The organism is Sphingobacterium sp. UBA7253, assembly GCF_002472745.1.
GTDB lineage: Bacteria > Bacteroidota > Bacteroidia > Sphingobacteriales > Sphingobacteriaceae > Sphingobacterium > Sphingobacterium siyangense.
Genome location: NZ_DKSP01000011.1, coordinates 5,593 through 19,407 on the forward strand (window position 1 = coordinate 5,593; position 13,815 = coordinate 19,407).

At 40.1% G+C, this 13,815-nt stretch carries 10 protein-coding genes; 7 read left to right on the top strand and 3 right to left on the bottom strand.

The window, feature by feature from the left end; all coding sequences use genetic code 11:
• Positions 1–266 precede the first annotated feature (266 nt).
• Together B2X72_RS00720 and B2X72_RS00725 are read right to left on the bottom strand one after the other, a co-directional pair.
• Positions 267–1,214 carry an MlaD family protein gene (locus B2X72_RS00720; protein WP_286848055.1) on the bottom strand — a complete coding sequence of 316 codons (948 nt, stop codon included), beginning with the start codon at positions 1,212–1,214 and terminating at the stop codon, positions 267–269.
• A 61-nt stretch (positions 1,215–1,275) separates the two neighbouring features.
• Positions 1,276–2,076: an N-acetylmuramoyl-L-alanine amidase family protein gene (locus B2X72_RS00725; RefSeq protein ID WP_286848056.1), complete on the bottom strand. Its 801-nt coding sequence runs from the start codon at positions 2,074–2,076 to the stop codon at positions 1,276–1,278.
• Between the two features lie 201 nt (positions 2,077–2,277).
• Between B2X72_RS00725 and B2X72_RS00730 the strand changes: the two genes are divergently transcribed.
• From B2X72_RS00730 to B2X72_RS00740, 3 genes are all read left to right on the top strand, one after another.
• Positions 2,278–4,911 carry a putative LPS assembly protein LptD gene (locus B2X72_RS00730; protein WP_286848057.1) on the top strand — a complete coding sequence of 878 codons (2,634 nt, stop codon included), beginning with the start codon at positions 2,278–2,280 and terminating at the stop codon, positions 4,909–4,911.
• Positions 4,912–5,124: 213 nt separating this feature from the next.
• Positions 5,125–6,384: a competence/damage-inducible protein A gene (locus tag B2X72_RS00735; protein ID WP_286848058.1), complete on the top strand. Its 1,260-nt coding sequence runs from the start codon at positions 5,125–5,127 to the stop codon at positions 6,382–6,384.
• Between the two features lie 112 nt (positions 6,385–6,496).
• The gene (locus tag B2X72_RS00740) at positions 6,497–7,846 is read left to right on the top strand and encodes a dihydrolipoamide acetyltransferase family protein (protein WP_075991263.1); all 1,350 of its coding nucleotides are present in this window, start codon (positions 6,497–6,499) and stop codon (positions 7,844–7,846) included.
• A 99-nt stretch (positions 7,847–7,945) separates the two neighbouring features.
• Here B2X72_RS00740 and B2X72_RS00745 read toward each other — a convergent pair whose 3' ends face one another.
• Positions 7,946–9,322 (bottom strand): MATE family efflux transporter, encoded by a 1,377-nt coding sequence (locus tag B2X72_RS00745; RefSeq protein ID WP_286848059.1) that lies wholly within the window; start codon positions 9,320–9,322, stop codon positions 7,946–7,948.
• Positions 9,323–9,565: 243 nt separating this feature from the next.
• Between B2X72_RS00745 and B2X72_RS00750 the strand changes: the two genes are divergently transcribed.
• The 4 genes from B2X72_RS00750 (at position 9,566) to B2X72_RS00765 (ending at position 13,586) form a co-directional block, all read left to right on the top strand.
• The gene (locus tag B2X72_RS00750; protein WP_083663500.1) at positions 9,566–10,087 is read left to right on the top strand and encodes a Sec-independent protein translocase subunit TatA/TatB; all 522 of its coding nucleotides are present in this window, start codon (positions 9,566–9,568) and stop codon (positions 10,085–10,087) included.
• Between the two features lie 85 nt (positions 10,088–10,172).
• Complete coding sequence (locus B2X72_RS00755; RefSeq protein ID WP_286848060.1) at positions 10,173–12,410, top strand: Tex family protein; 2,238 nt, start codon at positions 10,173–10,175, stop codon at positions 12,408–12,410.
• Between the two features lie 180 nt (positions 12,411–12,590).
• The gene (locus B2X72_RS00760; RefSeq protein ID WP_286848061.1) at positions 12,591–13,304 is read left to right on the top strand and encodes a hypothetical protein; all 714 of its coding nucleotides are present in this window, start codon (positions 12,591–12,593) and stop codon (positions 13,302–13,304) included.
• A gap of 3 nt (positions 13,305–13,307) precedes the next feature.
• A complete protein-coding gene (locus B2X72_RS00765) occupies positions 13,308–13,586 on the top strand; it encodes a hypothetical protein (protein WP_075991259.1) in 279 nt (92 codons plus the stop codon).
• Positions 13,587–13,815: the final 229 nt, after the last annotated feature.

A 13,815-nucleotide genomic window follows, 5' to 3' on the forward strand; every position in this document is an offset into this window, starting at 1 on the left:
GGGGTATAACAGGGGGTTAGCCCGGGTATACCCCTGTTAACCCGGTGTTAATCCCCTGTAAAAAGGCAATAAAAACGATCTTAATACCAAACATGATATAAGCATAGCAATAGGAAAGTCCGGATCGGTAAAGCATAAATGGGGGAATCTAATTTATGGGATCGGCGCGACGACCAATTCAACCGCCAAACGGGTAGCTCATGAAAACAAAAAAGCCTGCTATATGCAGGCTTTTTACGTATATTATTTGATCTGATTGCTAAAATCTATTTCTCGCCTTTTTTTCCAAAGATGGAAAGTTTGATATATTTCCCAGGCTTCTCTTTAACGTCCTTCATCAAATTATCCATTTCCTTCGAAGCATTATTAAGATTATTGTATAAAGCTTCATCATTGAGCAATAAACCGATAGATCCCTTACCACTATTAATTTTTCCTGTGATCTCCTGAAAATCATTCACTGCAGCATTTACTTTGTTCATGGTATGTTCAAAATCCAATCGGGCCGCCTTATCGGTAATATTATTCAGATTAGACATAATCGCATTGATTTTCTCACCATTTTGTGAAAAATTGGAAGTGATAGATTCCAGATTAGCCATGATTCTATTCAGTCTTCCCTTTTCATCCCCCACTAGACCTTCGACATCTTTGGTGATGCCTTCCACATTTTTTAAAGAAGTGGAAATACTATGAATACTTCTTTTAAAGTCGTCCTGAAACTGTTTGTCTAAGACAGTATTGACAACCGATAACGTTGAATCCAGTTTAATGGTAATTGTTTCGATCCGTTTTTGAATGGGTTCAACCTTATCCATAATATTCGGTTGAACACCTGAAGTTAAAAAATCGCCATCCTTTGCCAATTCCTTACTGTTGCCCATTTCGAAAACAATAGCCTTACTTCCCAACAAATCTGTGCTTGAAATTCGGGCAATTGTGTTCTTTGGAACGTCATAATGGGAGTGTATTTTGAACTCTGTCTTAATCTTGCCATCGGGTTGAAGAATCATTTTTGATACACGCCCGATTTGATAACCGTTCACTAAAACAGGTTTTGATGGAGTCAGACCATCTACAGTTTCGTAAGTCGTGTAAAAAGTATTATCGCTGCTAAAAACATCATTTCCTTTTAGAAAGCTATATCCAATAAATAATAAAACTATTGCAACTGTTGCTAATATGCCGACTTTTGTCTCGTTTGAAATTTTCACAAATAATCTATTTAGTAATGATCATTAATTTAAGTTTAAAACAGCATAAAAGCAAATCTGTTTAGCGTTCTACAGAATTTTTATAAATTTTCAGAGCCGAAACCAAATTATCAACAACCTCCTGTTGCCCTGCATCAGACAATAGGTAGCTCTCTTCTTCTCTATTACTAATAAAGCCAATTTCTGTAAGCACAGCGGGCATACCTGCTTCAGCCAATACAGCTAAGCCTTTCTCCCAGAATCCTCTACTATATCGCCCTGCCTTCACATACTCACCTTCAATCATCTGCGCCAGACGAATACTTTTTTCACGGAATCGGTTTTTCATCAAGGAGAAGATGATAGCACTTTCAGGGTCTTTTGGATCGAATCCTTGATAATTTTCTTTATAGTTTGATTCCAGTAACAAGGACGCATTTTCACGAACGGCTGCATCTTGCTGTCCCAAACGATGCGAGCCAGAGACCAATGTTTCGGTACCATGTGCGCTAGCACCACTGGAATTACAGTGTATTGAAATAAATAGATCGGCTTTATTGGCATTCGCCAAGCGAATACGTTTGTAAAGCTCAACAAATTCATCCGTCGTTCTCGTGTAGATGATCTTGATACCCGGAATATCTTTCTGAATCTGCTTTCCCAATTTTAACGCAACTTCAAGGGCTACATTTTTCTCCAACGATCGCCGCCCTTGTGCTCCGGTATCTTTACCGCCATGGCCCGCATCAATTACAATCGTTTTTATTTGGTAGTCTGGAGGCACTGCTTGCCCATTGTTTAATGTGAAAGAATTCAATAAAAAAAATCCCAAAGTAGCGAACACAACACTACACCATTTTCTAATTCTTAAATCTGATTTCATTGAATAATTATTTGCTCTACTATAAACGAATCAAAATGCGTCAATATTATTTCTTTAATAGATAACGATATTTAACATATTTTCTATTGCTTTTTTGACTAATTTTGTCTCTCGAAGTTTAACATTATTTCACAAAAATAACATTTGTCTTTAATTTTGAAGTCGTTAATCAACATTTTAACACTATTTATCATTCTTGCAATGAGCAATGCTAGCTTTGCTCAAAGTAATATTCCATTAAAACAGAACGGACTTCAAGGTAAAGATCCTATTTGGGCGACCAATAAATCGCAAGATACGAGTAAATCGAAAACTGCAGATACGACCAAATCTGTAAACGATACGACCAAGAAAAAAGGAAGTGGTTTGCAGGCCGAAGTGAGCATTATTGCGGTTGACTCGCAGAAATCTGAAGTTGCCAAGAATATCAGTCACCTTTATCGCGGAGCAAAAGTAAAGTACCAAGATTTTGAACTTTCTGCCGATTATATCCGTCTTGATCGAAACAAGAAAAAGATTTTTGCTTCTGGGATCTACGACAAAAGTGGTAAATATGTAGGGCGTCCTATTGTCATCATGGGTAATGGTGAATCACCGAAAACAGTAGACTCACTTTATTATGATTACGAAAAACAAGAGGGAAATACCTACGGTATTATGACCGAAGTTGATGGTGGATTTATCCAGGCCAATATTGTGCGAAAGAATATCTACGACGAAATGTCTATTTACAAGGGATTATATAGTACCTGTAATCTACCTTATCCACATACCCATTTTGGAATTCATATCACCAAAGGAATTGTCACTAAAAATCAGATTATTTCTGGTCCGGCCTACCTTGTCGTGATGGGTGTACCGATGCCCGTGGCATTTCCATTTGCATTTTTCCCAAAACCAGATAAAAGAGCTTCTGGATTTCTCTTCCCATCTTTTGGGGAAGATTATACCAGAGGATTCTCGATGCGGGATATCGGTTGGTATTTGGCCTTCAACGATTATTGGGACAGTGAGATTAGAGGTTCCTTGTATTCTAAAGGTTCATGGGAAGCGTCCATCAATACGCGCTATACCGTCAACTATAAATTTAACGGTGGTTTTAATATCCGTTATGCCAATACCAAAACGGGTATTGAAGGAACATCTAATTATGGCTCCAATAAGGATTTTAATGTCACTTGGAACCATACCCAACGCCAGGAAGCCAATCCAGGAACATCTTTCTCTGCAAGTGTTAACTTTGGTACAAGTTCTTTCTTTCAAAATACCGGAACCGGAAGTACACAAAACACCTATGAAAACCTTGCACGTAACCGGATGGGCTCGTCCATCAGTTATGGAAAAGTATTTGCCGATGGCAAGGTAAACCTCACGGCCAGCTTAACGCATAATCAGGATATGGCTACGCGCAGTATACAGATGAGTTTACCAAATATCAGCTTAAACGTATCCTCTTTCAATCCATTTGACAGTAAAGACCGTGTCGGTGAACAAAAATGGTATCAACGCATCAATGTCGGTTATAGTTTCCAAGCACAAAACTCGGTAAGCACCATTGATACATTGTTATTTAAACCAGGAGGCTTCAAAAAATTCCAAAATGGTTTCCAACACAATATTCCAATCAGTTTATCACTCAATGCTTTTAAATATTTTCAGTTCAACACCAGTGTAAACTATACCGAGCGTTGGTATTTACAAAGTACAAGACAAAGCATCGACAATACCGCCGCAGGTTATAAACAACGTATCGATACCGTTCAGGGATTCAATCGTGCATACGATTACTCTGTTTCGACCGGACTTTCGACCAAGGTTTATGGTAATTATTTCCCTAAAATAGGTAACCTTAAGCAGATCAGACACGTCGTTACACCGTCGATCAACCTGAACTATAGACCCGATTTTTCGGATCCAAGATATGGTTTCTATCAGCATTATAACGATCAATATGGGAACAGAAATGTATACTCAATCTTTAGTCAGGGTGTCTACGGATCTCCTTCTGCAGGAAAATCTGCAGGGATAGGCTTTTCCATTGACAATAACATCGAAGCAAAAGTCAAAAGCAAATCCGATACCACAGATGGCGGTATGAAGAAAATCCCTATTCTTCAAGGTCTGACGTTCAGCGGAAATTACAACTTTGTTGCCGACTCGCTAAAGTTGTCCCCAATTACTTTCTCTGGCCGTACAGCTTTTTTCGACCAAAAGATGAATGTAAACTTCAACGGTACATTTGATCCCTATTCGGTCAATGAAAATGGTGTCCGCGTCAATCGCTATGCCATTAAAGACGGTAGCCTTGCTCGTCTGACAAACTTTGGTCTTTCCTTTGACTATAGTCTGAATCCTAAAGCTGCGAAATCACGTAATAACAATATTGATTCTTTAAGAAAAGAAATGTCTGGAGCAGGTATGACTCCTGAGCAAGCACAGGCCTTGGCTCGAATCAGCTCAGATCCAAATGCATTTGTGGACTTTAATATCCCATGGAATCTTGCGGCATCGTTCAGTTTCAATATGGCAAAATCGTTCAACTCCAGTACGCGGAGAATGGAAAGTCAAATCACAAGCACATTGAATTTACGTGGCGACTTCAGTGTTACACCAAAATGGAAAGTCACCTTTCAATCGGGATACGATTTCAAACAGAAGGAAGTGGTCATGACCTCTTTCAATATCTATCGGGATCTGCATTGTTGGGATATGTCATTTGGCTGGATGCCTTTCGGCCGGTTCCGAAGCTATAACGTCACCATACGTGCAAAGGCATCGATCTTACAAGATCTTAAGCTCACAAAAAGAGCCAGTTCAGGAGGCAGTTATTTTTAAAATAACTGCTTTTTTTTTGAAATGCCGTACTTGTATTGGTCAGCAGAACCATCAGCTTCTTTTCAAAAAACTTCTTCCATCAAATACATTTTTAACATTTCGTTGAGCCGCAATTTTATGTAAGTTTATATCCTGAATCCAACACTATCCCCGCAGATGCATTTTTCAAAGTAGGGAGGTGGTTGCATAATTATTTTCATAATTATTTTAAAGATGAAAGCAGAGATTATTACCATAGGCGATGAGATCCTCATCGGGCAGATCATTGATACCAATTCAGGCTGGATTGCCAAGCAACTGCTCCAATTCGAAGTCGATATCGTTCAAATGACATCGATCCCTGATACCGAAGAGGCTATTTCAACGACATTGAAGGAGGCCTCAGTTCGGGCAGATCTTATTTTAATCACCGGAGGTCTGGGCCCGACGAAAGATGATGTAACAAAAAAAACCGCCGCAGCGTATTTTGGAACCACCTTGATACGGGATGAGCATGTACTTCGGCACGTGACCAACATATTTGAATCACGCAATCTAAAAATGCTCGACATCAATCTGCAGCAGGCCGATGTTTTGGCAAATTGTGAAGTCCTATTTAACGACTATGGCACTGCACCCGGCATGCTGGTACACCAGAACCAAAAGAAGTTTATTTTTATGCCTGGAGTGCCATTTGAGATGAAATTTCTGATGGAAAAACATGTGCTGCCTTTATTAGCCAAACAGGATCCTGACTTATTTATCTGTCATGAGACAATTTTGGTCGGCGGAATCGGAGAATCTTATTTGGCAGAAGAAATAAAGGATATCGAATCAGAACTTCCTTCAAGCATAAAATTGGCCTATCTACCAACCTTGGCCTTTATCCGATTGAGACTCTCTGGTAAAAGCAGGAATAAATCTGACATTATGCTCCAGGTTGCCCTTTTTAAAACAAAGCTACTCCATCGTTTACAACAATATGTCATTGCAGATTATGATACCAGCATCGAACCTTATTTAATTAAAGAGCTTAGCCGCCGAGGTGCTACATTGACTACCGCAGAAAGCTGTACAGGTGGTAGCCTTGCCGCTTCAATAACCGCAGTAGCAGGAAGCAGCGTTATATTCCTTGGTGGTACTATCCCCTACTCCAACGCTTTAAAACAACAATTGTTGAACGTCAAAGAAGAAACACTGATCCAATATGGCGCAGTAAGTGAGCAGACTGCTATAGAAATGGCTTCGGGTTCAAAAAAGGCATTTTCGTCGGATTATGCTATTGCGACAACTGGGATAGCGGGGCCAGGTGGTGGAACAATTGAGAAACCGGTTGGCACTATCTGGGTAGCTGTTGCGGGAAAAAAAGAAGTTTTAACTAAGAAGTTTCAGTTTAATAACGAAAGACTGATCAACATCGAACGTACCCGTATGAATGCTTTATTACTTTTGTGGAAGTTGCTGGTAAAAGAAAAAGAACAAGACATACAATAAAGTAAAATAATATTTCAAAGAATACGTTATTTAAGGAATAATATTTTAAATTGTTGAAAGTAAACCACAATTTATTTAACTTCGTTTTTCTATAACGAGATTGCTAAAAAATATGGCTTTATATAAACTCTTGCTCCCAAAAATGGGAGAAAGTGTATCCGAGGCAACAATCACAAAATGGTTAAAACAACCTGGTGACCTGATTGATGAAGATGACACTTTATTGGAAATCGCAACGGACAAAGTTGATTCAGAGGTACCTTCCCCTGTAAAAGGTGTTTTAAAAGAGCATTGCTATACCGTAGACCAGACTGTCCAAGTTGGTGAAGTCGTTGCAATTATAGAAATTGAGGGCGAAAATGAAGAACCTGCGATTCAAGCACAAGAAAATACAGCTCCTTCAGCGACAGCTCCCGAAGAGATCATAGAGTTGAATATCCCTGGTGTAGACCAGCTGCCAAATGTAGCGGCTGAAACTTCGTCTTCTCCCTACGAGAATACCCTTCGTTTCTATTCACCTTTAGTAAAGAATATCGCACGTCACGAAGGATTGTCCCAAGATGAACTTGACCGTATCCAGGGTACTGGAGCAGAGGGAAGAGTGACAAAGGAAGATATTTTAACGTATGTAACACATCGAGATTCATCGGCAAAAACACCAAGGTCTATTCCGGCAGAGCACACGAACACGGCTACAGAATCTCCGAAAATAATCTCCACTGCTCCATCGCATGTTCACACTGTTGCCAATGGCAGTGATGAAATCATTGAAATGGACCGTATGCGAAGGTTGATTGCAGACCATATGGTCAAAAGTGTACAAACCTCTCCCCATGTATGTTCTTTTGTTGAGGCAGATGTAACCAATTTAGTTTTGTGGCGCAATAAAGTTAAAGATGCCTATAAAAAACGCGAGGGAGAAAACATTACGTTCACCCCTTTGTTTATCGAGGCGATTAGCAAGGCGCTCAAAGATTTTCCATTGGTCAATATCTCGATCGACGGTTACAATATCATCAAGAAGAAAAACATCAATATTGGTATGGCGGCAGCATTGCCTAATGGCAATCTCATCGTTCCTGTTATCAAAAATGCAGATCAATTAAGCTTAGTAGGCTTGAGTAAAAGTGTCAACGACCTCGCACAACGGTCACGGGCAAATAAATTAAAACCTGACGACACACAAGATGGCACATTTACATTCACCAATATCGGCGCTTTTGGCAATATTATGGGAACTCCTATCATTAACCAACCGCAAGCTGCAATCTTGGCTGTAGGTACAATTACGAAAAAACCAGCAGTCATAGAAACAGAGTATGGTGATATGATTGGTATTAGACATATGATGTATCTTTCACTTTCTTACGACCACCGTGCAATCGATGGTGCCCTCGGAGGTACCTTCTTAAAACGTGTGGCGGACTACCTGGAAAATTGGGATAGCAATAGAGTAATCTAGCCATCAAAATTGATAAATAAAAAAGGCTCTTAAATAGACATGCCCCAAAAAGTTAGACACTTATTTGGGGCATTTTTATTATTTAAAATATATTTTTTGTTACTTAAACATACTTTGTTCGAATTGTATTTTCTTCTTCTTGATCACCAATTGAAACCGCAGATAAAGTAAAAGCGAAGAGGTTAACAAGCCTAATGTCAGCCCATACCAAATCCCCTTGATACCCCAGTTAAATACCACTCCCATGAGGTAGCCACTTGGTAGCCCTATAATCCAATAAGCAATAAATGTGATAAGGGTTGGAATATTCACATCCCCCATACCACGTAACACCCCCAGACCGACAACTTGCGTACCATCAAACAATTGGAAAAGTCCCGCAATAATCAACAGCTGGGAAGCAATAATCACCACAGCATGATCTGAGGTAAAGATATAAGGTAAATAATTATTCAACAACGCGAACAAAGACGCTGTAATCACCATAAAGATCAACACCAATTGATACGAAGTGATGGCAAATCGTTCGAGGCGAAAAAGGTTTCTATTACCATAACTATTCCCCACCTTGATTGTTGCAGCAGCAGCGATACCACTCGCCATCATATACGTCATCGCGGCCAGCTGGATGGCTACTTGATGAGAAGCTTGCGCTGTAGCACTTATCGTACCGGCTAATAGGGAAGCCCCTGCAAAAGCCCCAATTTCAAATACATATTGCATAGCCACGGGTGCCCCGATGCGCACGATCTTAAGCAATCGTTGCCGATCGACCAATGTCACCTTAAAATATTGAATATATCCTTTAAATTTCTGCGATCGCAATACATAGGTCATCATCACAGACATCATTAACACCCGGTCGATCAATGTACTGTATCCGACTCCCTTCACCCCCATAGGACTAATGCCAAACATCCCTTTGACAAAGATGATCGCCAAAATAATGTTCAGTACATTTCCCCAAATAGTTACATTCATGGCTTGCTTTGTAAAGCCCAGGCCTTCAGCAAATTGTTTAAATGTACTAAATACCATCAACGGAAGCATCGATAAACTTAGAATAAGTAAATAAGGCTTTGCCTCCTTCACCACGGCCGGATCTTGGTTGAGGTGATCGATAGCCAACATCGAACCAAAGTAAACTAAAGCGAACAACAAGAGTCCTGCGAGAATATTTAACCAAAAGCTATTGGACAACAATATGGCACACTCTTTTTTATTATCACGGCCATTCTCCTGCGCAATCAATGGCGTAATGCCATACGCAATTCCCAACCCGACAACCATAACAACCATAAAAACAGCATGTACCAACGAAACTGCGGCCAATGGAATGGTTCCTGCAAAATGTCCAACAATTACACTATCCGCGGTATGCACCAGTGTATGTCCCAATTGTGAGATCACCACCGGCCCCGCCAATACCATCGTACTTTTGTAATACGGTTTAAATGTTTTAAATTTTCCCAACATAATCGATTTCCCTAAAAAAATAGCCACAAAAATACGAAGATATTGCTACCCTATCGTCATATTAAAAAATATTTAGCAAAAAATATAACAATTTACACCCATCAAATAACGGCACTTTGTTAAGTAATTTTTATGTTTCAAATACCTTAAAATTATCTTAAATTTACTTTTGGGTCTAAGAACTATAGAAATATAAATGTACCTTAGCATCTAGTTAGTAATCAAAAGAAGAGGAAAAAGAGTATGTACAATCCAGTAATAGCATTTCTAAACATCGGAACACAAGAGATGATCTTAATTGTGTTTGCAATCTTGTTACTTTTTGGAGGCAAAAAACTTCCTGAATTGGCGAGAGGTTTAGGAAGAGGAATACGTGAGTTCAAAGATGCATCAGAAGGTATCAAGCGTGAAATTTCAGATCAAATCAATAATTTCGAGAAAGACATAGACGTTAAAACAGAAGTAAAAGAAGAAGCTGTTCCTAATGATGTGCGTTTAGCTGAGGAAAAGGCTCAAGCAGCACACGAAGAAGAGGCTAAGCCACAGGAAACCGTAGAAGGTTCAGAAACAGAGCAGCCTAAGAAAAAATATGAATTCACAACACCTGCCGGTGTCGTCGAACATAATCCACATAAACAACCCGATTACGGCGAAGAGCCGTCTCACATCACGTACGGGTATAACGATCATTTTGCTGAAACTAAAAACAACGAGGTAGAAGATAAAAAAGTTCCTGAGCAGGACAATACCAATAAACCTGCTTAATTTTACTACTTTAGTTTATAATTAGATATACTTAGAGCTGTTGAATGGTGATTCAACAGCTCTACTTTTTAAGATTAAACCGACAATGAGCTTATCAACACACGAAATTACTATTGCTAACGAGCTTTCTATTAGCGAAAAACAGGTTCGCACGACTATAGCACTATTAGACGAAGGCGCTACCGTTCCGTTTATCTCACGCTACCGTAAGGAAATGACTGGTAGTTTGGACGAAGTTCAAATCACCAATATCAGAGATCGTTTCCAGCAGCTGCGCGATTTAGATAAACGTAAAGAAGCTGTTCTTAAATCTATCAACGATCAGGGGAAATTGACAGCGGAGCTTGAACAGCAGCTTTTGAATGCCGAAACCATGGCTAGTCTTGAAGATATCTATCTGCCTTACAAACCTAAGCGTAAAACCCGCGCCAGTGTGGCACGTGAAAAAGGTCTGCAACCTTTAGCGGATCTTATTTTGGCGCAAGAAACGGGCGATTTCCTCGCCCTTGCCGACAGTCTAATTGATGAAGAAAAAGGAGTAAAAAATACAGAGGAGGCACTAGCAGGTGCCCGCGATATTATTGCAGAGGTCATTGCCGAAGATGCGACAGTGAGAGCCAAATCGAGAGCGATATTCCTCGAAAAAAGTGCATTTGTTTCAAAAGTAGTTCCTGGAAAAGAAGAAGCCGCCCTAAAATATAAAGATTATTACGAATGGTCTGAATCTTTGAAGGATGCACCTTCCCATCGTGTGCTGGCCATGCGCCGTGGGGAAAAAGAAGAGCTACTCTACTTAGATATAGCGATCAATGAAGAAGAAATTCTACCCCGTATCGAATCCATCTATGTTAAGGGTGCCAACGATGCCTCAGCTCAGGTAAAACTCGCCTTGGTCGATAGCTATAAGCGTCTGTTAAAACCTTCCATGGAGACTGAAATTCGTGTATTAACACGCCAAAAAGCCGATGAAGAAGCCATCAAAGTTTTTGCCGACAATGTTCGTCAATTACTTCTAGCCGCTCCACTAGGGCAGAAAAGGCTGCTTGCGATCGACCCAGGATTTCGCACAGGCTGTAAAACGGTTGTTCTGGATGAGCAGGGACAGCTCAAAGAAAATACGGCTATCTTTCCACATACGGGTGCCAACGGACTGGCAGAGGCAAAAAAAACAATTCAGTATTTAGTTTCGAAATACGATATCCAAGCCATCGCAATCGGCAATGGAACAGCGGGTCGAGAAACGGAGGAATTTGTACGGAAACTCGGATTAAATAACGTTACCATCGTTATGGTCAATGAAAGTGGAGCCTCTATTTATTCGGCTTCCGAAACTGCTCGTGAAGAATTTCCAGATCAAGATGTTACGGTACGTGGTGCAGTATCTATTGGTAGACGATTAATGGATCCCTTGGCTGAGCTGGTTAAGATCGATCCAAAATCGATCGGTGTCGGACAATATCAACATGACGTTGATCAAAATAAACTCCAAACTTCTCTGGACGACACTGTTATCAGCTGTGTAAATGCGGTCGGTGTTGAACTGAATACTGCCTCCAAACAAATCTTATCCTATGTTTCGGGTCTAGGTCCATCTTTGGCCCAACAGATCATCAAATACAGAAATGAGAATGGTCCCTTTGCATCGAGACGTGAACTGAAAAAAGTTCCTCGCCTTGGTGATAAAGCTTTTGAACAAGCAGCAGGATTCCTTCGCATTCGCCATGCGGTAAATCCATTGGATTCCTCTGCAGTACACCCCGAGCGTTATGCGCTGGTGGAACAAATGGCCAAAGACTTGGGAAAAAAAGTGGAGGACCTATTGACAGATGCTGACCTCAGGAAATCTATTCCCCTAAAAAATTACATTTCGGAGGAAGTAGGACTACCGACATTAAACGATATTCTAAATGAATTAGCAAAACCCGGATTAGATCCAAGGGAAAAATTCGAAGCATTTTCATTCACGGATGGGGTCAACAGCATTGGCGACTTACGGGTTGGCATGAAACTACCGGGAATCGTTACCAATATTACGAATTTTGGAGCCTTTGTTGATATTGGCGTACATCAAGATGGCTTGGTACACCTAAGCCAATTATCTAATCGCTATATATCAGATCCCCATGAAGTCGTCAAAGTACAGCAACACGTCATGGTAACGGTAACAGAAGTAGACGAAAAACGTAGTCGCATTGCATTGTCAATGAAAACAGATGAGAAGCCTGCGCTACCCAAAAACAAAAAGAATGATTTTAAAAAGCAGGCCGAACCACAATCGGATATGGCCAGCAAACTAGCTGCATTGGCGAGTAAATTTAAATAGATACATTTAACTCCGAATCAAAAAAGCTGACCGTTCGCTGAACTGCCAAGAAAAGTGTCTAACTTTTTGGAGGCAAGGCATCGCCTGGTCAGCTTTTTTTTGATTCGATTAAATCCAATGTTCGTCGCTCGTGTCGCTGTTTTATTTCGTATCTTTAGGGGAAACAAGTTTAGACCCGTTATGAAAAATTGTACCCTCCTATTCTTTCTATTTTTTGGAATCTATTTTTCTAAAATCCAGGCACAGCAGCAACTTCACGACGGGGCCTACCTGTACCAGGATGGCATCAATAAACATTTAATGCTCGTTAAAGACCATTATATTTCATTTATAAGTTACGATGACGTCAGAAAACGCTTTCAGCATACCTGGGGTGGCGCACTTGATAAACAACCTAATCTGATCACTATCGCTGTCGAGTATAACTCACAGGATTCGGCGGCTATTGGCAAAACAACCCAATTACCTTATCGGATTGATGCAGACTCCCTTCGCCTAAAAACTGCCAATGGCTACCATCTCTATATCAAGCAGAAAAAAGTTCCACAAGACCTAGATGCACTTTGGCGGATCACTGGTCGCCAGCAAGAAGGCAAAATGCAAGATATTCCCAAAGCAGATCGTAAAACAATCAAAATATTGGTTGATGGATATTTTCAATGGATAGCGATTAATCCTGCTCAAAAGGGTTTCTATGGTACAGGCGGAGGTGACTACCAGTACAATAATAATCGGTACTCCGAAAAAATACAGTTCTTTTCGAGAGACAATAATAGAGTTGGACAAGAACTCGCCTTTGATGGTGAAATCCTGAATGGCGCATGGCATCATAAAGGAAAAAGTTCGAAAGGAGACGATATTTATGAAATCTGGAGCAAAGAAATAACAGAATAAAATATGACAATAGAAGAATTTCAATCTCTTGAAGCTCCGCTTCAGCATTGGACAGCGGTACAAAAGTCACTTTGGTATGATCTAAAAGGAAATTGGAAAACCGCGCATGACCTGATCGATCAATTGGGCGGAACTGACGCAGCACATGTTCATGCTTATTTACATCGCAAAGAAGGCGATCAGTGGAATGCAGAATATTGGTATCGTCGTGCCAAACAAAACGTATACAAAGGTAATTTGGATGATGAGTGGAAAGACCTCTTCAAATATTACGCTCCATAGCTACAATTAGCCTATTTTCGGACAGCCGCTGTTTTCTTTTATATACACAAAAGGACAATTTGGGTAATAAAGTAGTCAAAAATAGTATAGAAAATTAACTCAGCACTTTTTTAGGCTATCGAATATCTTTAAAAAGATAAAAATATTACCAAATAAGATATAACACCAACCAAATCCGGAGATAATACGTAACAAAAATAACACAAAGACACTTGCGTCCTAAACGTTT